At 47.7% G+C, this 19,756-nt stretch carries 18 protein-coding genes; 16 read left to right on the top strand and 2 right to left on the bottom strand.

Translation table 11 applies throughout. The annotated features are described in order from the left end of the window. The first annotated feature begins 15 nt into the window (after nucleotides 1-15). The 16 genes from traK to AB6735_RS15150 all read left to right on the top strand — a co-directional run bounded on the left by traK (nucleotide 16) and on the right by AB6735_RS15150 (nucleotide 16,221). On the top strand, nucleotides 16-630 hold the full coding sequence (gene traK, locus AB6735_RS15225) for a conjugative transposon protein TraK (RefSeq protein ID WP_147058059.1): 615 nt from the start codon (nucleotides 16-18) through the stop codon (nucleotides 628-630). Beyond that, the gene (locus AB6735_RS15220) at nucleotides 608-1,027 is read left to right on the top strand and encodes a hypothetical protein (RefSeq protein WP_370996703.1); all 420 of its coding nucleotides are present in this window, start codon (nucleotides 608-610) and stop codon (nucleotides 1,025-1,027) included. The genes traK and AB6735_RS15220 overlap by 23 nt, the downstream gene beginning before the upstream one ends. A gap of 4 nt (nucleotides 1,028-1,031) precedes the next feature. Continuing rightward, nucleotides 1,032-2,213, top strand: a complete 1,182-nt coding sequence (traM, locus tag AB6735_RS15215; protein ID WP_370996702.1) for a conjugative transposon protein TraM — start codon at nucleotides 1,032-1,034, stop codon at nucleotides 2,211-2,213. 2 nt (nucleotides 2,214-2,215) lie between these two features. Then, nucleotides 2,216-3,052, top strand: coding sequence for a DUF4138 domain-containing protein (locus tag AB6735_RS15210; protein ID WP_370996701.1), 837 nt, complete (start codon nucleotides 2,216-2,218; stop codon nucleotides 3,050-3,052). Further along, nucleotides 3,052-3,318, top strand: a complete 267-nt coding sequence (locus tag AB6735_RS15205; RefSeq protein WP_370996700.1) for a hypothetical protein — start codon at nucleotides 3,052-3,054, stop codon at nucleotides 3,316-3,318. The genes AB6735_RS15210 and AB6735_RS15205 overlap by 1 nt, the downstream gene beginning before the upstream one ends. Further along, complete coding sequence (locus tag AB6735_RS15200; RefSeq protein WP_370996699.1) at nucleotides 3,308-8,842, top strand: DNA methylase; 5,535 nt, start codon at nucleotides 3,308-3,310, stop codon at nucleotides 8,840-8,842. Before AB6735_RS15205 ends, AB6735_RS15200 begins: the two co-directional genes overlap by 11 nt. A 15-nt stretch (nucleotides 8,843-8,857) precedes the next feature. Then, entirely contained in the window at nucleotides 8,858-9,343 is a 486-nt protein-coding gene (locus AB6735_RS15195) for a hypothetical protein (protein WP_370996698.1), read from the top strand. 24 nt (nucleotides 9,344-9,367) lie between these two features. Beyond that, nucleotides 9,368-11,389, top strand: a complete 2,022-nt coding sequence (locus tag AB6735_RS15190) for a type IV secretion system DNA-binding domain-containing protein (protein ID WP_370996697.1) — start codon at nucleotides 9,368-9,370, stop codon at nucleotides 11,387-11,389. 29 nt (nucleotides 11,390-11,418) lie between these two features. Continuing rightward, nucleotides 11,419-11,832: a hypothetical protein gene (locus AB6735_RS15185; protein WP_370996696.1), complete on the top strand. Its 414-nt coding sequence runs from the start codon at nucleotides 11,419-11,421 to the stop codon at nucleotides 11,830-11,832. Nucleotides 11,833-11,837: 5 nt separating this feature from the next. Then, nucleotides 11,838-12,275 (top strand): hypothetical protein, encoded by a 438-nt coding sequence (locus AB6735_RS15180; protein WP_370996695.1) that lies wholly within the window; start codon nucleotides 11,838-11,840, stop codon nucleotides 12,273-12,275. Between the two features lie 44 nt (nucleotides 12,276-12,319). After that, a complete protein-coding gene (locus AB6735_RS15175) occupies nucleotides 12,320-12,700 on the top strand; it encodes a M23 family metallopeptidase (RefSeq protein WP_370996720.1) in 381 nt (126 codons plus the stop codon). A 13-nt stretch (nucleotides 12,701-12,713) separates the two neighbouring features. After that, nucleotides 12,714-13,961, top strand: a complete 1,248-nt coding sequence (locus AB6735_RS15170; protein ID WP_370996694.1) for a zincin-like metallopeptidase domain-containing protein — start codon at nucleotides 12,714-12,716, stop codon at nucleotides 13,959-13,961. Between the two features lie 6 nt (nucleotides 13,962-13,967). Continuing rightward, nucleotides 13,968-14,750, top strand: coding sequence for a DUF4099 domain-containing protein (locus AB6735_RS15165; RefSeq protein WP_370996693.1), 783 nt, complete (start codon nucleotides 13,968-13,970; stop codon nucleotides 14,748-14,750). Then, nucleotides 14,750-15,382, top strand: coding sequence for a hypothetical protein (locus tag AB6735_RS15160; protein ID WP_370996692.1), 633 nt, complete (start codon nucleotides 14,750-14,752; stop codon nucleotides 15,380-15,382). Before AB6735_RS15165 ends, AB6735_RS15160 begins: the two co-directional genes overlap by 1 nt. Nucleotides 15,383-15,397: 15 nt before the next feature. After that, the gene (locus AB6735_RS15155; RefSeq protein WP_370996691.1) at nucleotides 15,398-15,871 is read left to right on the top strand and encodes a PH domain-containing protein; all 474 of its coding nucleotides are present in this window, start codon (nucleotides 15,398-15,400) and stop codon (nucleotides 15,869-15,871) included. A 122-nt stretch (nucleotides 15,872-15,993) separates the two neighbouring features. Then, entirely contained in the window at nucleotides 15,994-16,221 is a 228-nt protein-coding gene (locus AB6735_RS15150) for a hypothetical protein (RefSeq protein ID WP_345955252.1), read from the top strand. A 345-nt stretch (nucleotides 16,222-16,566) separates the two neighbouring features. Here the strand turns inward: AB6735_RS15150 and AB6735_RS15145 are convergent, their stop codons facing one another. Continuing rightward, a complete protein-coding gene (locus AB6735_RS15145; protein WP_370996690.1) occupies nucleotides 16,567-16,800 on the bottom strand; it encodes a hypothetical protein in 234 nt (77 codons plus the stop codon). 11 nt (nucleotides 16,801-16,811) lie between these two features. Beyond that, nucleotides 16,812-19,754 carry a DNA polymerase III subunit alpha gene (locus AB6735_RS15140; protein ID WP_370996689.1) on the bottom strand — a complete coding sequence of 981 codons (2,943 nt, stop codon included), beginning with the start codon at nucleotides 19,752-19,754 and terminating at the stop codon, nucleotides 16,812-16,814. Nucleotides 19,755-19,756: the final 2 nt, after the last annotated feature.

Raw genomic sequence — 19,756 nt, 5'->3', positions numbered from 1 at the left:
CTTTTCCAACCTTTTATGATTGTAAAAAATATCGAAGCCAAAATAAGGCTGGCGACCTGGGTAGCTGTGGGCAGTTTTTTGACCTCCATCGTTTTGTCGGCTATCTGCTGCTCATATGCTTACCGCCAGGTCAGCGATGCCCGCAAAAGCATTTACATCCTGAGTAATGGTATTCCATTGCAGGCTGGTCAGACGGATATGCAGGTTAACCGCCCGGCAGAGTACCGTGCTGACATCGACCTGTTCCATGCCCTGTTCTTTTCGCTGACACCAGATGATAAGTATATCGAATACCAGTTAAAAAAGGCGATGTACCTCGTAGATGAATCGGGCGTTGACCAGTACAATAATTTGAAGGAGAATGGTTTTTTCAACTCCATTCTGTCCTCCAGTTCGGTCATTACACTGCAAACGGATTCGATCTCATTGGATATGACCAGGCGGTATTTCCGCTATTTCGGTAAGTTGAAGATTGACCGCCGCAGTTCGACGGTCATCCGTTCGCTAATTACCGAAGGATATCTGAAAGATATTCCCCGCAGCGATAATAACCCGCATGGAGTGCTCATTGTGAACTGGAAAACACTTGAAAACAAAGACCTCGAAAATGTTCAGAAGAATACATTCTAACCGCGATCCCAGGGATACGCTGTACAGTGAATTGAAAAAGGAATTTTCGGTCTACACGGATAAAGGCAGCCAGTTCAGTCAGGAGTTGGCTGCCAAATATCCTCGCTTGCTGTTTTGTTTAATGACGGCGCTATTATTGGCTTCGGTGGTACTGGCGGTATTGCTGCATCCTAAAATGGTGCCACCTGAAAAGGCAAAGGCCCAGCCGCAAAGTGAAGTCTCGAACAGCGGTTTTGATGATATACTGGCAGCAGGTGCGGCACTAAAGACAACCATTCATTTAAGGCGGCAGGTAGATAGTATTACCGCAAAACAAGTTTTGAATAAATCTGACAGCATCACCCTGGTGCGGGATCTCGACAGCCTGCAGCATATCCGTCTCACTTTACCCCATTAGCATTATGCAAATCAATTTAAAACAACCCAAATACATCCTGCCGCTGATCCTGCTGCCTTTTCTGTGTTTGTTCTTCTTTGTTTATCACAGCGGCTTTGCCGCCAAAAAGACGGAAGATAAGCCGGTAAATGGCATCAACACTTCCGTAGGCCAGGTTTCCGGCGATGTACAAAAGAAACAATTGGAAGATAAGCTGGATGCTTATCGTAATACCTATAAGGAAGGTGATGGCATGACCGCCATTAACCCCTTGCCATCCGAAAAGACCAGCAACCCGGCCTTTCAAAGCAGCTACTCCGACAAGGAAAAGAAAATGCTGGACTCGATCAATGAGGCGATGAAAGCAAGGTACGCGCAAAGTCCGGCAGGCGCATCGGTGCAAAAGAACCTTGTTAATAATGATCAGGCCATGCTTGCAGCACTCAACGGTTTAAAAAACCGCCATCCCGCTGAAAATAGCGTAGCCAATGATCAAAAGGTTAAAGACCCAATGGAAACCTTCCGGCAACAGATGGCCTACCTCGATAGTATGAACAAGGCTAACGACCCGGCTGTAAAAGCCGAACGGCAGCAGTCTGAGGCGCGGGCAAAAGTTGCCGCGCAAAAAGCAGCCGAACCCAAATTATCGGTGAAGCTGGCATATGCGCCATCATCGGAGTTTAACACCGTGCTCCCTGAAAAACACCAGGACTTTATCAAGGTCGTTATCGATGAGAATCTTACCGGTTATGCTGGTTCGCGTATCCGCCTGCGGCTTTTGGATGATATTGACGCTGGTGATTACCGTATTGCCAAAGGCACTTACCTCTACGCATTGATCACGGGTTTTTCCGGGCAGCGGGTGGAACTGACGGTCAAATCCATTTTGTATGAAAATAAGATTTTGCCTGTCAAATTGCAGGTATACGACCTCGACGGGCTTTCCGGGCTTTATGTGCCGGAATCGGCTTTTCGGGATTTTACCAAAGACCTTGGAACCAATACCGTGCAGGGTGTGACTATTGACGGCGGCGGCACCGGCTCGGTGGCCAGTCAGTTTGCGATGAGCACGGCCAGTAAAATGTTTGAATCCACTTCATCTGCCATTGCCGGGCTGATCCGTAAGGATAAGGCGAGGATCAAATACAATTCTTACCTCTATTTAATCGATAACGAAGCGCTCGAAAAAGCGCAGCAACACTACTAACCATGAAACGATTACACCTTTTTCTTGCCGTATTTATGGCAAGCCTGCACAGCTATGCCCAATTAACGCCATTTGCCGTGGGCGTTAAAAAGAATTCCCTGCCGATTGTTTACGTGCCCGAAAACGTATCCGTGCAGTTTATCTCACCGGAGCCGATCCAGTACGTGGACATTTCCGCCAAGTCGGTTATCGGGGACCTGCCACTAAAAAATGTACTGCGCATCCGCTTAAGGGATTCGGTGAATTCGGCAGATGCGGTGATCACTATTGCCGGTGAAAAGTTTATTACCCAATATCATGTAATCAGGGCGGATTCGATCACCGCCAGGGATGCCCGAACGGAAATTGCGATTGACCCCGGCGACACCCGTCCGCTTGACATTTCGGGTATCGGGCTTTCGCAAAACCAGTTAAAGCAAATGGCACTCAACCTTTTTTTTAAACGGCCGGGGCGGGTCATTGAAAAGACGAAGGCCTTCGATTTGAAAGCAGAACTATACCATATTTATACAGGCGGGGATTATGTATTTATCGACCTGGGTTACCGGAACAAAACGAACCTGGCTTACAATATTGAAGACTTCCGTTTTCACATCGATGATAAAAAGATCACCAAGGCTACAAATGTACAGTCAGTGGAGCTCAAGCCCGAATTCATCTTATTTAACAACCCGCTTTTTCAAAAGACCTACCGCAACATCATCGTCCTGAAAAAAATAACCTTTCCCGGAAATAAAGTGCTGCATATCGAATTGAGCGAAAAGCAGATTTCCGGCCGGGTGATCACTTTGAATATCACTTACCAGGACGTGCTTGATGCGGATATAATTCCCATCTGATGAACCCATTAAAGCTACTGGAGCCGGACGAACGCGAACGCTATGATTATTTGCAGGAGGTCTTCGAGGAAGAATTTGAGCAAACCCACCTGGCTTTTCATATCAGCGGCATCCTCGTTTATGAGCTGCTGAATTTACTGGCTGCCTGCAAATTTTTATTTGATGAGTTCGGCTTTCCTGAAAGCGAGGACAGCCGGCTGTTGCGCTACGCTGTCACAGGCACCATTGCCGAATACCTGGAAGGAGAAGAAAATCATGGCTTTTAACAGTTCAAAAAAACTGGCTGGTAATATCGCCGCCCTGCGTATCGCTTTGTCGGAGCAAGATAGTTATAGCGACGAAGAAGTGGAAACACTAAAAGGATATGCCGGATTTGGCGGTTTAAAGGCCATTTTGTTCGGGGCCGGGCCTGTTGAAGAATGGGTGCAACAAAACGCTTCCACAAATGATCTGCGCCTGCATCCATTGGTGGTTCAATTGCATGAATTGTTACAGGAAAAATTGTCGCCTGCCGATTACAAGTCAGCGATAGATGCGATGAAAAGCAGCATCCAGACGGCATTTTATACGCCGGAGCTGGTGCCAGGCGCACTATACGCTTCCATGAAGGATGAGGGCATATTGCCGCAGCACCTTTATGAGCCGAGCAGCGGCGCGGGTATTTTTATCACTGAAGCAGTTAAGGCCTTCCCGGATTTGCAGGAGTTCAACGTGGTTGAAAAGGATGAACTAACTGGCAAGGTGCTGATGGCGCTGATGAAAAGTTTGCCGGTTGATAGCATTGTCCAGATTCGCGGCTTTGAGGAAACAGCCGCGGACGAAAAAGGCAAATATGATTTTATTACCAGCAATATTCCGTTTGGGAATTTTAAGGTATTCGATCCGGCCTACCAGGGCAGCGCGGTAACCAACAAGATCCATGACTATTTCTTTGCCAAAGGCCTCGATAAATTAGGTGACGGCGGCCTGCTTGCATTTTTGGTGACGGATGCTTTCTTAAATACGGCCTCCAATACCCTGGGGCGCAAGCATGTATTTACTTCGGCAGATTTTGTCAGCTTGTCGGTTTTGCCGGATAACCTGATGAAGGATACCGCCAACACGGAAGCGCCTAGTCATTTGCTCTTGGTTCAGAAGAACGACAACAAAGAAGCTTTTACCCCAACCGAATTACTACTGATCGATACCGTCGAACAGGAAAATAGCTTTGGTAAATTTTCCGTCAATGCTTATATCGACCGGCACCCTGAACTGCGATTGGCCGATAGTATAGGGGAAGGCAAAAACCAGTACGGCAAGCCAAGCCAGCGGATTTGGCAGAAAGGCCCGTTGGAGGACATCAGGCGGCAACTCATGGAACAAGTCGCGGAAGGTTTAGCTGCAAATTTTGATCTGGACCGCTGGAAAACCTTACAGCAGCGGTTGGCCGATGGGCAATCGAAAAGCAAAACTGAAAGTAAAACCGCCCCGAACGCACGGTTTTTAACTTTTTTGGATATGCCTGAAGTACAGTCCTCAGCAATTTCCGGTCAGGGACAATTAGGTCTCTTCGATGCCCCGACACTGAATAATGACCAGGCGCAGGGTTATTTATCTGACCTGGATAAGGCTTTTGTAGATCCGGCAACCGGCAGGCAGATCAGCACCATACGCACGACCGCCCGGCCAGACCATGACAGTATTGTTTTGATTACCGCACGGGCGAAACAAACAGGCCGCTACCTCTATAAATTGTTCAGTAATGTCCAGGAATTAAGCTTTTCCAATAAATGGGTCAGCGGCAATTCCCTGACCTATGAATTAAAGGCATTATCGGCCAGGCTGAAACAGTTCGGGCATGATTACCGCTACGAGGGCGACCGGAGCCTGGAAACTGTCTTTGAACTGCTGCCTGACAGGCCGGTGCCATTTACCGCTATCAAACCGTTTTACGAGCGCGACACATTAGTGATCCATGAAGGCAAAGCCGGTCTGACCGGCCTGATCGAGAACGGGCAGGCGGACTTCCAGCCTTTTGATAACCAAAACGACCTGTCCTTTTTCAGGCAATACATTGGTTTGCGCGACAGCTATATGGAACTGTATGCGAAGGAGGCAGAAACTTTGCAGGTACAGCCGCACCATCGGGTGCTGCTTAACCGGAACTATGAAAGCTTTACCGCCAAATACGGCAATTTGAATAAAGGGCTTAACCGTAACCGGATATTGCAGGATGCCGCACTGGGCTTTGTGTTACTCTCGTCATTGGAGCGCCGGGAAAACGAGGTCTGGACCAAAGCCGATATCTTTTTTGGCCCGGTATTCCCGCAGCAGGAAAACCTGCATACCGATGATCCCGCCGAGGCATTGGCGCGCTGCTTAAATGATAAGGGTATCGTTGACCTGGATTATATAAGCACCATGACCGGGCTGGATGAGTTCGCCATCATCCGCCAGTTGGACGGCAAAATTCTGATGAACCCCATAAACCGCACTTGGGAAACCAACGATAATTACCTGTCGGGGAATGTAGTCCAAAAATTAGCGGTGGCGGAAAGGGCAGCCGAGGCGCATCCCGATGATTTGCAGATTGCCCGTAGTTTGGCCACGATGAGGCGGGTACAGCCGGAAAAGATACCCTTTGAATTATTGGATTTTAACCTGGGCGAACGCTGGATGCCGGTGAGCTATTACCAGCAATTTGCCAGCGACCTGTTTGGCCTGGACACTCATATCGAATATTTTTCTTCTGCAGACAGTTTTAAGGTTACCTATAAAAACGGCAATGCCAAAACCGACGAGGAATTCGCCATCATGCCGAAGTCCGGCATCAAAATGAAGGGCGCGGCGCTTTTGGAACATGCGCTGGAAAACACCAGTCCTTATTTTAGCTATAAAATAGGTTCGGGTGATACAGCGGTCAGGCTGCCGGACAACGAGGCCATCCAGTTAGGACACCAGAAGATAGAATCGATCCGCAGCCGCTTTGAAGAATGGCTGCGCGAATTGCCGGGCAGCGAAAAGAACAAAATAGAAGCGCTGTACAATGAAACTTTCAACTGTTATGTGCTGCGTGAATATGACGGCAGCCATTTAACTTTTCCGGGGCTTGACCGAAAGGCACTGGGCATCGAAGATTTGTACAGTTCGCAGCGAAATGCCGCCTGGCGTATTATTCAGAACCGGGGAGCGCTGATTGATCATGAAGTGGGTTTGGGCAAGACCCTGACTATGATCGTTGCCGCGCAGGAAATGAAACGTTTAGGTATCGTCCAAAAGCCGATGATCCTGGCGCTCAAAGCCAATGTGGGGCAGATCAGCGATACCTACCGCAAGGCTTACCCACAAGCGAAAATTCTGGCACCCGGTGAAAACGATTTTACCCCGGTCAAAAGGCAAACGCTCTTTCACCAGATCAAGAATAATAATTGGGACTGTATCATTTTAACACATGACCAGTTCGGCAAGATCCCGCAGTCACCCGAAGTACAGCAGGAAATATTAGAAGCCGAGCTGGATAATATTCAGGCCGACCTTGATACCCTCAAATCCCTGGGCGGCGAAGTTTCGCGCTCGATCCTTAAAGGGTTGGAACTGCGCAAGAAGAATCTCGAAGCCAAATTAGAGGGTGTATTATATGCGCTTGAAAACAAAAAAGACACGGGCATCGACTTCCTGGAAATGAATATCGACCACCTCTTTGTGGACGAATCGCATAAGTTCAAGAACCTGACCTTTACCACCCGGCATAATCGGGTGGCCGGTTTGGGCAACCAGGATGGCAGCCAAAAGGCGTTGAACATGCTGTTTGCGGTAAGAACCTTACAACAAAAGTTTGATGCTGACCTTTGTGTTACTTTCCTATCAGGTACGCCGATCTCCAATAGCCTGACCGAAATGTATTTGATCTTCAAATACCTGCGACCGAATGAACTGGAACGGCAGAGCATCAGCAACTTTGATGCCTGGGCTGCGGTATTCGCCAAGAAAACTACCGACTTTGAATTTTCGGTCACTAACCAGATTACGGCTAAAGAACGTTTCCGTCATTTTATCAAAGTACCCGAATTGGCGCTTTTTTATAACGAGATCACCGATTATAAAACGGCGAAACATATAAACCTCGATAAGCCGGAGCTTTCTGAAACATTAGTAAACATTCACCCCACCCCCGACCAGCAGGACTTTATTAAAAAGCTGATGAAGTTTGCGGAAACGGGCGATGCGACCTTATTGGGCCGACCGCGCCTGACCGCTGAGGAAGATAATGCAAGGATGCTGATCGCCACCAATTACGCCAAGAAAATGTCTGCCGATATGCGGCTGATTGACCCGGAATATGAAGACCACCCTGATAACAAAGTGAATGTTTGTGCCCGCAAGGTTGCCGAGATCTATCACGAAAGCACACCTCATAAAGGAACACAACTGATTTTTAGCGATATCGGCACCCCTAAACCGGATGAGTTCAATATTTATGATGCGCTGAAGACCAAACTGGTCAATGATTTTAATATTCCCGCACACGAAATTTCATTTATCCATGACTGGCCGGACAAGAAACGGCCCGAGATGTTTAGAATGATGAACAACGGCGAGATCAGGATACAAATCGGCAGTACCGAGAAATTAGGTACGGGAACTAATGTGCAGGCAAGGGTATTGGCCATGCATCATTTCGACACCCCGTGGCGTCCGAGTGACCTGGAGCAGCGCGATGGAAGAGGCGCGCGGCAAGGGAACTGGCTGGCGAAAAAGTTCTACGATAATAAGGTACTGAACTTTATTTATGGCGTTGAGCAATCATTGGATGCCTATAAATTCAATCTGCTCAAAAACAAGCAGACCTTTATTTCACAGATGAAGAACTGCGAGCTGAATGTGCGCACACTCGATGAGGGCGCGCTTGATGAAAAGAGCGGCATGAACTTTTCCGAATACATCGCCATCCTTTCCGGCGACACCACCCTTTTGGAAAAGGCAAAGGTAGAAAAGAAAGTAGCGCAATTGGAGGGCTGGAAATCGGCCCATTTTCGCGAAGTGGCCCGTAACCGTTACAGCCTGGAAGCTGCCGTGAAAAGACTGGGCGAAATCAAAGGCACGATGGACAGCCTGTTCCAGGACGAAGCCCTGTACAATTCGCAGTTAAAGCATAACAAAGAGGGCAATAAGCTGAACCCTATACAATTGACCGATTTTCCATCAGCAGATGCCGAAGCTTTGGGCAATAAGATTATCGCGCTCTATCGTGGCTGGCAGCCCGGTAAAGGCGAACCCGAGGAAAAAAGTATAGGGACTTTATACGGGTTTAACCTTTATATCCGCCAGCAGCGCGAAGGTTATGAAGATCAGGGTTTATTCAAATACCGGATGCAAAATCACCTGTTCGCCGAAGGGCCTGGTGGCATCAAATACCAGAGCAATGGCGGGAACCCTAACATCGATAATCCCAAGCTGGCCGCGCGCTATTTCCTTAATGCCATTGATAAAGTCACCGGGTTACGGGAAAAATATGAAAAAGAACAAACCGAACTGCTTACAGAGGTTCCGACCTTAACGGAACTCAGTCAAAAGACCTTTGAAAAGGAACAGGAACTGGTTGAACTAAAGGTAGACCTGCGCAGGCTTGAACAGGAGATCGCAGCCAAGATCAGGGAAACGCAAATGAAAGTCGTGCCAGAAGAAGAACAGGCTGAAGAAATGACCGAAGAACAAGCACTAACTGAAACGCTTGATCATTCCGAAAACCTGCGAACCCTGCGCGCCGCTGCATTGGGCCAGGATGATTATCCCGCCCAGGGTATTTTATAAAACCATTTATTTTCTATGATCTTTTTTGAGCATTTGCGGTGCCCTCTGCACCGCTATACTTTTTCAGTTAAACCGGTAAGGCAATGGGTGGAAAAGCGCTGCGAGGGCCGGGTGCTCAATCTGTTTGCAGGCCCGACCTTGACCGATGTGGATGAGGTCAGGAATGACCTTGATCCGGTTATGCCTGCCGATTATCATCTCGATGCTTTAGAACTTTTGCGAAACTGGTCAGGCGAAATGTTTAATACGGTTTTACTTGACCCTCCCTATGCACTAAGGAAAAGCATGGAGTTGTACAAAGGCAATATTTGCAGCCCGTTCCGGCAACTGAAAGACGAAATACCCCGCTGCCTGTCGCCGGGCGGTATCGTAATCACCTTTGGCTACCACTCCATCGTGATGGGGGCGGGCAGGAAATTTTCACTGGAGCGCATTGCCTTGTTTAGTCACGGCGGCGCGATCCATGATACGGTTGCAAGTATCGAACGCTTTAACCTTTGAATTTTACTTTTTTCAATTTTTGTTATGGAAGAAACCCACGAGCAGCATAAGCTTCACGGTTTTATGCAATGCCTCATCTATGTGTCCATTGCGCTCGAAGCCGCCATCTTTGTTTATAAGCAAGCCCCGTTCTGGGGCTTTTTTTATGGGCCGATAGAAAAGCTGAGTCATGTCGTCATTTACAGTAATTTGCTGTACAGTAAGCTGGCTACACTCTTTTTGATCTGCCTGGTCAGCATTGGCACTTTAGCCAAGAAGAAACAGGAACTTGACCCGAAACTTCATATCCTTTACCCGCTGGCTTTAGGGCTGTTGCTGTTTTTTGGTGCGGCGTTTTTGTACGGGCAGGTTGGTGCCTTAGCATTCATATATACCAGTTGGTGGGATCTGGCCTATATGCTTTGTTCGCTGTTCGGGGCTATCCTGATCAGCGTATCGATGGATAACGTTTCCAAAATGATCCGGTCCGGTTTGGGCAAAGATATCTGGAATGTCGAAGGCGAAAGTTTTATGCAGCCTGTAAAAGCCATCGTCACACCTTACTCGGTGAATATCCCGATGTTGTTTTATTTCAAGGGCAAAGTCCGGAAAGGGTGGATTAACCTGGTAAATCCGTTCCGGGCTACAATTCTGATAGGTACCCCAGGTTCCGGTAAGTCCTTTGGTATCGTTAACCCCTTTATCAGGCAATTGATAGCCAAGGAATTTTGTTGCTGTGTCTATGATTATAAGTTTCCCGATTTAGGAAAAATAGCCTATTACCATTATCTATTGGCCAAACAGCGGGGAAAGTGCAAAGGCTATGATTTCCATGTCATTAACTTAAATGACGTCGAGCGCAGCCGCCGTACCAATCCCTGGAGGAGTGATTACCTGAAAACCTTAGCGGATGCTTCAGAAAGCGCGGAGGGATTGGTAGAAGCCATGAAAAAGGGCGACAAAAGCGGCGGCAGCGACCAGTTCTTTACCCAGTCTGCGGTTAACTTCTTAGCGGCCTGTGTTTATTTTTTTAGTAAACACGCCTGTGGTAAATATTCAAGCTTACCACATGTATTATCCTTTCTGAACCATTCATATGAGGATATTTTTAATACGTTGTTTTCGGAACCGGAACTGGTTTCATTGTTATCGCCTTTTAAAACCGCTTATGTCGCCAAAGCATTTCCACAATTAGAGGGGCAGATCGGTACGCTGAAAATATTTATATCCCGTTTGGCAACGAAAGAAACTTTTTGGGTTTTCTCCGGCGATGATTTTAACCTGAAGATTTCCGACAAGAATTCGCCAGGCATTGTCGTACTAGCCAATGATCCGAGTACACAAAACATCAATTCGGCCTGCTATTCGGTAGTGATGAACCGCCTGACCAAGCTGATCAATAGTAAGGGCAATTTGCCATCGGCGCTGATCATTGACGAAATTCCAACTTTATATATTTATAAGATTGACAACCTGCAAGCAGTTGCGCGGTCGAACAAGGTTGCAATTTTGATGGGTTTACAAGAATTACCGCAGTTTAACCAGCACTACGGTAAAGATACTGCTGCTACCATTACCGCAGTAGTGGGCAATGTGCTTGCCGGTTCCGTCCGGAATAAGGAGACCCTCGATTGGCTGGAACGGATATTTGGTAAAAACAAACAAATAGGCGAAAGCCTGTCCATTGACCGCAATAAAACATCCACTTCCTTACAGGAAAAGCTGGAGCCATTGATCCCTGCGGGTAAAATGGCCTCCTTGAATACGGGGGAAATGGTTGGCCTGATCGCGGCGGATGTGCAGGAAGTGTACACCGGCAAGTTTGAAACATCGGCCATTAACTGTAAAGTGAATTTGAACGCCGCTGAGCTTTCCGCCGAAGAAGCGGGATACCGAGATTTGCCCGTCTATTATGACTTCGGGGGGCGCAAGGACGAAATTCTGCGGGAGAACTTTATGCGCATCAACAGCGAGGTCGATGCCATAGTCGAAAGCTTCCGCAAACCGATCCCGCAAGTACAGGTGCTGCCCAAAGGCAGCATGAAGCCGATCACCCGGCCTAAATAATCCAGTAGATCATTCTTAAAACACTTTCCATGAACAAACACGACGAACTCTCCGGCACCTTAGTGCTGGTACACCCTGAATTACTGACCGACCCTGCCGAAAAAAAGAATCAGATTGGCATCATTGCCTCCGCAGAGATCGAAAACGATAACGTCATCGTCAGCTTTGGCAATGATGGGCAGGCATTGTTTTCGGCCGATGCATTGCTGGTTTTGAAAAAGCCCGCCAGTATTCATTTTGACACCATGCAGGACCATCTGAAAATGAATACAAAGAACTTTAAAGACCTGCTGAGGGTCGGTATGCTCGCCAATTCACATTTAACGAAGGATCACAGGCAGGCGATTGAAATCTCGCGCGATAACCCAGCGATGCTGGTCTATAGCATGGCTTCGCTGGAAGAAGAACTGGGATTGAAGCAGGACTATAGCGTAGGCCGATAAATAAAATGGACGATTTTGTTTCAACTAAAAGGTCGCTCGAAAATGACAAGCTGCGGGGAGTTGTGGTATTTGTACACCCTGAACTGCAATGTGATCCTTTGGGCAAGCGCAACCAGGTCGGCGTGATCTGCGAAGCCGACATCGCCCTTGATAATATTTATGTTGACTTCCGGGATAAGGTCGGGCTTTTTTCCGCCGATGCCCTGTTTACTTTTCTGCGTTCGGATCAAATACAGGATAACCTCGTGAACCTGTTACAGGACAAGACGTCCTTGGAGTTCAAGGTATTGCGGAGTGTGGAGCTGCTGGTTCGCTATGGCGATGTGACTGAAAAAATCAAAGCCATGCAGACGGCCCGTGACTTCCCGGCTATTCAACCTATGTGCGTCGAAGTCTTAAAAGATAAAATTTCGCGCGACATTTCTAACCAATACGAACGGTGATTAAATTATTTTACTGCTGCTTGCTGGCTTTGCCCCTGCGGCACATGGTATTAACATCAGGCTATGGTTGCAGGGTTCATCCCGTCACCGGGCGGTTCTGTTTTCATTCTGGCGTTGATCTCCAGGCCAGGCATGATACCGTTTTTGCGGTGATGCCGGGCCGCGTTGCCTTTGTCGGCTATGACCCGGTGACGGGTGTGCATATCCGCCTGACAAGCGATGACTTTAGTTTGCTGTACGGCCATTTATCGCAGGTTTTTGTCTTAGCGGGGGATTCCGTTAATTCCTGTACCCCATTGGGCATTACGGGTTCATCCGGCCGCGTGACCGGCGAGCATTTACACTTCAGCGTCAGCTACAGACAGGTTCCTGTCAACCCGCTGCATTTTCTGCGGGGCTTAATGAATAATCAATTAACAAATTAAATAAGGAAAAACCATGAGTGCACCTTTTAAACCCCTGTCCGAACAGATCACAGGAAAAATGATCGCGGACCTGAAAGCCGGAACTTCTATCTTTCAACGGCCAAACAACAATTCAAACTCGGCATTGCCGTTCAACATCGAAAGCGGCCACCGTTATGCCGGTCCGTCGGCGCTGATCCTTTTAATGCAGAAGCGGGACGACCCGCGCTGGGGCACCTCCAATCAGGCCAACCGTAACCATACGGCGGTGGTCAAAGGCGCGACCGGCTCACTAATCCAGTTTATGTCCAATTATGAATACCAAAAAATGGTGGACGGTGACGGCCAGCCTGTTTTAAAAGAGAACGGCAGGCAGCGCACTGAACGGATCAGGCTGGAGGAACCCAAACAGGTCGATGCCTGGCTCTTCAACGGCGAGCAGATGCGCAATATTGAAAAATGGGAAAAAGAACCTAACATCCTTTCACCCGCTGAACGTGCCCAGGTGATCCTGGATAATAGCAAGGTGGTGATCGAAAATGGCGGTGAGGATATGTTTTATGACCGCCAGCTGGATGCGATCATTATCCCTGAAATGGAGCAGTTTGCCAGCCCGGAACAATATTATGCCGAAGCGCTGCACCAGTTGGCGCACCGCACCAATGCGGTGGAAGCACTGGACCGTCCGCAGGCCGGTAATGATCCGGGCGGCATGATCAGTGAGGAACTGCGCACTAATTTAGCTTCTCTGTTTTTGAGCAAGGAACTGAATTTACCGTATAGCCTGAATGACCATGTTGGCTATGTGCAAAGCTGGTCGGTGATGATGAAAGAAGACCCTGCCGAATTGTTTAAAGCCGCTTCCGATGCGCAAAAGATCGTGGATAAAATTTTAGGATTTGAGCAGCAGATCGAGGAAAAACAGGAAGTCGAACAAACACAGCAGTCAGAAACGGAGGCTGGAAGAGTAGCGGAAACTCAAATAGATACACCGAAGATCGATCTCACCAAACTCACCGAAGGCGAGGTCATCCCCCATAACGGCACCGAGTTTAAAGTGGTTAAGGCCCAGAAGAACAACGTTTACCAGATGCAGGATTTAGGAAGTGAGCGCAAGTTCAAAATGAGTTCGAAAGATGTACTGTTTAACGAGTTGCTGGATGCCCGGAATAACTCACAGGAAGTGTCTTCCAGCCGGGGTATTTCCACTGACGAATCTGCTTATTATGAAACCGAGGCTGTTGAACAATCCCTGGATGATCAATACCAGATAGAACGCTAATACGCTATGATAAAACAACAATTCAAAAGGGAGGAACTCCCGATGGAGGAACTTCAAAAATTAGGGCTGGCCGATTGGAATGTCCTGCACATCGATGATGACGACCTGGCAGCTTTGCTGAATGGTCGCCGGACGGATATGCTGCGTCTGGAAAATCTGGAACAGCAGGGTTTGCATATCCCGGCATTGGATGCGAAGCTATCGCTGCGCCGCAATGAAAGTGGTGGTGTGGATCTCTTGGCGCACCCGATTTATAAATTCGCCGAAAGGCCGGAATACCTGACGGATACCGAAATTGAAAGCCTGGAAAAAGGCGAAGCCGTGAATGTGGTAAAAACAATAAGTGACGGTGAAGGCGATAAACGCGAAGTGCTGGTCGAATTTGATAAGGATACCAATGAGTTTATTACTGTCGATACCGGGAAGATATTTCCACCGGATGAAATCAATGGCATCCCGCTGACACAGCAGCAAAAGAAAAACTACCGCAGAGGAAAAGAAGTCGAGACCGAAGACGGTACGACTATCCAGTATTCTGCCAAAGACAAACAGGCTATACGTGCCGATCGTTTGGCTTTGATCGCTTCCGTGCTGATCGATGGCGGTGTTTCTTATATATTGTTCAAAGGGTTAAATGCCTTGTTTAACAAGAAGCAGGAGGCAGCACCGGGCAAGAACTTTCATAAGGCTTTGGAAAAACTCAAAGAAGCGGAAGCAAGACAGGCTGGGCCAACTGCACACCCAGAACAAGGTGAGGACGAGGAACAGGCAGAAACGATCAGCCGCTGATGCACCCTTATTTTACCCGTTTAGGTATCAGGCCGGAAGTGCAACGGTTCTTCCGGCCATTTTATGATTCGGACGCTTTGGGTAACCTGGTCTTTCCTTATAGTGACGGAATGGAACACTATGGTTTTGCTTTTCATCGGATACCAGTAACGGATGGGTTTTGGCTGGCGGGAAATTTGCAATTTTCGCAAGTCCGGCTTGTCATCCTGTCCGCTTCGGCACTCGACGCCGTTTCCTGGCTGAACAAAAAGGCGGCTGCCTTTCCGCAAACCGAAAATTTGCTGTTCGTGAGTTTGGGGGCAGGTGTGAGTGAGGCAGTTTTGTTGTGGATCAGGGCGCATTTGGAAGGTAAAGCCTTCCGGCTGTTGTTTGGGCTGGATGTGCTGGGCGGTATAGCTGATGTGAAGCTGGCGGCTGCCATAAAGGGCTGGCCTTTGTCGGTTTATTTGGGCGAAGGTGAACAGGTAGTTGTTAGTTTCCGGCAACATTATTTTTCTTTCAGCCAGGAACAATTCAGCCTGGCGGCTTTTGAGAAGGCGGCGGGAGTCCGGTTTGGCGTGGCCACCGACAAACCCAAAGTGTATAATTCTTTTTTTGACGAGCTGAAGGCGGAAGCCGGGCTTTTGATCTGATTTAATCTTTATTTTATGGAATCAATAATAATTGATGAGCCGCAGGTGATCACGATCCGGCCTGCTGCGGTGTTTGCCTTTGTCCATGTCATGGCCTTTATGTTGTGCAGCCTGGGCTTTTTGTTGCTGGCCTGGCGTTACTGGCCGGGGCTGGTGTGGATCAGTTTATTGTCGGCCGCATTCGGGCTATACCGCTTTTGGTTTATCCGCCATATTTGTTATACCATCACGCCGGAGATTATCCGCATCAGGCGGGGGATCTTTTTTAAGCGCACCGACCAGGTTGAGTTATATCGTGTGAAAGATTACATTTTAACGCAGCCGTTTTTATTGCAGGTCTGCGGGCTGATGAACCTGACGCTGAAAAGTACCGACCCGGAAACCCCCATTGTTTGGTTGCGTGGAATTCCAGCCTCCGACCTCGTAGATACCCTGCGCGGATATGTGCAACAGGCCCGGCTGAATAATAAAATTTACGAGATCAATTAAACTTTTTTGTTAAAACCCTTTCTAATAACTAATTAAATTAGTATCTTTAAATATAAAACATGAGGGTACTTTTGCCAATTTGCCCGAGGTTGCTTAGCAAGGAAATCCGATCATTTACTATAATGAAAACGTTTGTTTATTTGGTATTTACCTGTTTTATTTCTACCGGTGCGTTTATGGGTGCCCTGTATTCCAAAACACCCTTCCTGCTGTATGCCGTTGGCTTTGGGGTTTGGGCGCTTTTCCTTTGGGGCGTTTATCGCCGCATGAAAAAAAATGATGAGCGCCGTGATATGGAGCGTCAGTTTCAGAACTACATGCGCTACCAGCTGCGCAAGCCCGGACGCTGAGAAGATAATTAACAGACCCGCTGCCCCCAGCGGGTTTTTTGTTTTCCCAAATTTCAGGATATATGCCTAACTGGTGTTCTAACAGCGTGGTGTTTTCCGCAGCAGAGGACAAGCTGGAGATGATTCGCCAATTATTTGCGGAGAAATAGCTCAAAAAAGCAGCGACGACATTTACCAGCGGCTGCACTGATCACTCATTAAAGGAATTTTTGCTTATTTTTGTACCATTATATGCTTGCATCCTTGCGGGCATTGATAAGGTTTAGGTTGAAAGCCCCGGGCAGCAAGTGCATCGGGGTTTTCTATTTTAATACCGTTCCCTGTGAAATACATCCGGTTGCGAAATCACCACATCTGTTTTCTTAAATGCTCGCCTATAACCTGCAGATCCTGCGCAGTATAATAAGGAGTGCCAATCGGCTGATAGGTGCCATTTTTTTGCCTGGAGATATAACCCTTGAAGCAGCCGCCTACGGTGATCATAAAACAGGGACCGGCTTCACCCGGCATCGCCTTTTTGTCAAATTGCAGTTCTAATTCCTGGCCTTCTATCGGGCATTTTATATTGATTCTATCCATTTTATATCAGGTTAAGAAATGACGGGATTGGGCAAAATCGGCAGTTTGGCAAATTTGAGTACCTCCAGGCTGGCAAATCCGAATTCAGCAACCACTTTACCGAGTATTAAATAACATCCTTTTCCACGAAAAGGGTAAACGGGTGTCCTGTTTGGAAAATGTACGGTATCAAAGGTGTTCCCCTCAACATCCAAAAAATTGCCGAACCACATTTTCTGATTGTTTTTGGTATGTACGGTTTTCTCACAGATATACTGTCCGACCATTCTTACGAGCTGACCCACATGATTGATCAGATCATTGGCACCGACTTCGCCACGATATTCGGTCTGCAACAAATCAAACATGGTCATACTTAAGGGAAAACCGAGCAGTTCCAGTTCATGGTAAGCATTTTCCAGTTGGGTATTGACCAGTACAGGTAAGGAATAGTTTTTTGCCTCCAGGCAAAACAGTTCCGCATTATTGTTGGGTTTTGCTTTAGCGCCCAGTAAAAGATGTATCGCCCACAATAATTCCTTTTTGCTTTTCCCGGTAAACCGGAGCGCACCTACGCGAATAAGGGTAATCGCATGTTCCAGACCGATCCCTGTTCTTTTTACAAAATCCTCCAGGCTCTGATAGAGTCCATTCCTCCGGCGTTCTTCAGGTATCAATTCGATGAAGGTCTCATTCAAACCGTGAATACCTACAAAGCCGAGGTAAACGTCCACCCCAATTATATTGACAATGCCGTCGCTGTTATTTACACATGGCAGATGTACGATCCCTCCCGACCGCTGCAACTCCTGTACGTATAGTGCCCGGTCATAAAATCCCCCATAATTATTTAATACCGCCACCATGAACTCCCTTGGAAAGTAAGTTTTCAGGTACAGACTTTGATAGCTTTCCACCGCGAAGCTGGCAGAATGTGCTTTGGAAAAGCTGTAACCGGCAAAAGAGGATACCTGTCGCCATACCTCTTTCACTACGTCTTCCGGCCGCCCTAGCGCCATCGCTTCCTGGTGAAACCTTTCCACCAGTCGGTCAAATTCTTTTTTTGACCGGTACTTGCCGCTCATTCCACGTCTTAAAATATCGGCATCCGTCCCATCCATCCCTGCAAAATGAATACAAACTTTGATCACATCTTCCTGGTAAACCATCACGCCATAGGTTTCCTTTAATATTTCTTCCATGACGGGATGCAGGTATTGCACGCTATCGGGGGCATGATGATATTTGATATAGGTGCCCATCATGCCCGAACTGGCCACACCCGGCCGGATAATAGAGCTGGCTGCGACCAGCACCAGGTAATTATCGCAACCCAGTTTCCGGTTTAGCTGGATCATGGCCGGAGACTCGATGTAAAAGCAGCCCTTGGTATTCCCGATCTTTAAATTGGCATTTACTACCGGGTCTTTCATAAAGTTCTTGACCTGGTGAATATCGATCTTGCGCTGCTGATTTTCTGCTACCAGCTGAACGGCCATTTTGATATGTCCAATACCTCGCTGGCTGAGGATGTCATATTTATCAAAGCCTATCTTTTCAGCTTCGTACATATCCCATTGTACCGTCGCCATGCCTTTGGGCGGCAGGTCAAGCGCGGTGTAGTAAGTAATCGGCTCTTCAGTGATCAGCACGCCACCCGCGTGAATGGAACGCTGGTTGGGCATATTGGCCATTCGCTCATAGATAGCGGTTATCTTTCTGAAGGCCTCGTTATCCCGGTTAAAGGCTATCCGCGTAGTGTCCGTAAAGCCGTCGATCTCAGACTTCGGTAAACCCATGACCTTACCGATCTCCCGGATAATACTGCGGTCTTTAAAGGTTGACATCGTACCAAGCAAGGCGGTATGCTGACTGCCATAGCGCTTAAAAATATAATCCTGCACGTCTTCCCGCTCGTCCCATGAGTAATCAATATCAAAGTCAGGCGGAGAAGTGCGCTGCGCGTTCAGGAACCTTTCAAAGTACAGGTCCAGTTCAATAGGATCAACATCGGTTATTTTAAGACAATAGGCTACTATGCTATTGGCCCCGGAACCGCGGCCGACATGGTAATAACCCTGCGAACTGGAATAGCGGATAATATCCCAGGTAATCAGGAAATAGGCGCAAAAATCAAGTTCGTAAATGACCTTTAGTTCATGCTTGACCCTTTTCAATGCTTCTTTGTTGGATTTGCCATACCGGTATTCCATACCGCTAAGTGCCAGTTTCTCCAAAAGCTCCCGGTCATTTTTCTTGTTACCGGTGAACGTTTTGCGGTTTAGGTTTACCCTCCCTTTCGGATAATCCATCTCACAGCGGCTCATCAGGTTGCGGGTGTTGTCCAGTATAAAGGCATACCTCGAAAATTTCGCTTCCAGTTGACCGGGTGCCAGAAACATATCGGTCGGCGCACATTTGTCTTCGGCGGTGACTTCTGTAAGCACTACATTCAGATCGATGCCCCGCAGGTATTCATGTAACCGGTATTCAATTTTATCCGCGACAAAGACAGGCTGCAAAGCCAGCAGTTTCTCCCTGATGCCAATGAGATCTTTGTTGAATAAACTATTGAGCTGATTATAACGGATACCCAGGTATTCATTTTCCTTCAGCGGCTCCTGATGACCATATGGATAAACAATAAAGGCATTTACAAATGCCGGCGCAAGATCAGGTAAGGGCTTTTGTTCCAGGTTATGCTCCGTCAGGAAATCATTCAATTCCTTCATGCCCTCCTTATTCCGGGCGATGCCAAAATAAAGCAGCCGTTTATCCCGCCTGAATTCCATGCCTGCAATGGGCTTGATTCCTTTTTCTTCACATTCCCGCATAAATTCCATAATGCCGGTCGAATTGTTGATATCCGTAAGCACCATTTGGGTCACGCCCCGCGCAATAGCTTCTTCCACCAATGCCGGGATCGACATGATGCCATAACGGAGGCTATATTGGGAGTGGACGTTGAGATACATAG

Origin of the sequence: Mucilaginibacter sp. RCC_168, from assembly GCF_041355315.1 — a bacterium.
Lineage (GTDB): Bacteria > Bacteroidota > Bacteroidia > Sphingobacteriales > Sphingobacteriaceae > Mucilaginibacter.
Note: the sequence above shows the minus strand (reverse complement) of the source record. Positions and strands in the feature narration are given on the sequence as shown.

Excerpts from the sequence above, each read along its gene's own strand:
- AB6735_RS15165 (WP_370996693.1), top strand. The coding sequence starts at position 13,968 with ATGATAAAACAACAATTCAAAAGGGAGGAACTCCCGATGGAGGAACTT.
- AB6735_RS15170 (WP_370996694.1), top strand. The coding sequence starts at position 12,714 with ATGAGTGCACCTTTTAAACCCCTGTCCGAACAGATCACAGGAAAAATG.
- AB6735_RS15185 (WP_370996696.1), top strand. The coding sequence starts at position 11,419 with ATGAACAAACACGACGAACTCTCCGGCACCTTAGTGCTGGTACACCCT.
- AB6735_RS15205 (WP_370996700.1), top strand. The coding sequence starts at position 3,052 with ATGAACCCATTAAAGCTACTGGAGCCGGACGAACGCGAACGCTATGAT.
- AB6735_RS15220 (WP_370996703.1), top strand. The coding sequence starts at position 608 with ATGTTCAGAAGAATACATTCTAACCGCGATCCCAGGGATACGCTGTAC.
- AB6735_RS15155 (WP_370996691.1), top strand. The coding sequence starts at position 15,398 with ATGGAATCAATAATAATTGATGAGCCGCAGGTGATCACGATCCGGCCT.
- AB6735_RS15175 (WP_370996720.1), top strand. The coding sequence starts at position 12,320 with ATGGTATTAACATCAGGCTATGGTTGCAGGGTTCATCCCGTCACCGGG.
- AB6735_RS15160 (WP_370996692.1), top strand. The coding sequence starts at position 14,750 with ATGCACCCTTATTTTACCCGTTTAGGTATCAGGCCGGAAGTGCAACGG.
- AB6735_RS15145 (WP_370996690.1), bottom strand. The coding sequence starts at position 16,800 with ATGGATAGAATCAATATAAAATGCCCGATAGAAGGCCAGGAATTAGAA.
- AB6735_RS15150 (WP_345955252.1), top strand. The coding sequence starts at position 15,994 with ATGAAAACGTTTGTTTATTTGGTATTTACCTGTTTTATTTCTACCGGT.
- AB6735_RS15180 (WP_370996695.1), top strand. The coding sequence starts at position 11,838 with ATGGACGATTTTGTTTCAACTAAAAGGTCGCTCGAAAATGACAAGCTG.
- traK (WP_147058059.1), top strand. The coding sequence starts at position 16 with ATGATTGTAAAAAATATCGAAGCCAAAATAAGGCTGGCGACCTGGGTA.
- AB6735_RS15190 (WP_370996697.1), top strand. The coding sequence starts at position 9,368 with ATGGAAGAAACCCACGAGCAGCATAAGCTTCACGGTTTTATGCAATGC.
- AB6735_RS15200 (WP_370996699.1), top strand. The coding sequence starts at position 3,308 with ATGGCTTTTAACAGTTCAAAAAAACTGGCTGGTAATATCGCCGCCCTG.
- AB6735_RS15210 (WP_370996701.1), top strand. The coding sequence starts at position 2,216 with ATGAAACGATTACACCTTTTTCTTGCCGTATTTATGGCAAGCCTGCAC.
- AB6735_RS15140 (WP_370996689.1), bottom strand. The coding sequence starts at position 19,754 with ATGTATCTCAACGTCCACTCCCAATATAGCCTCCGTTATGGCATCATG.
- AB6735_RS15195 (WP_370996698.1), top strand. The coding sequence starts at position 8,858 with ATGATCTTTTTTGAGCATTTGCGGTGCCCTCTGCACCGCTATACTTTT.
- traM (WP_370996702.1), top strand. The coding sequence starts at position 1,032 with ATGCAAATCAATTTAAAACAACCCAAATACATCCTGCCGCTGATCCTG.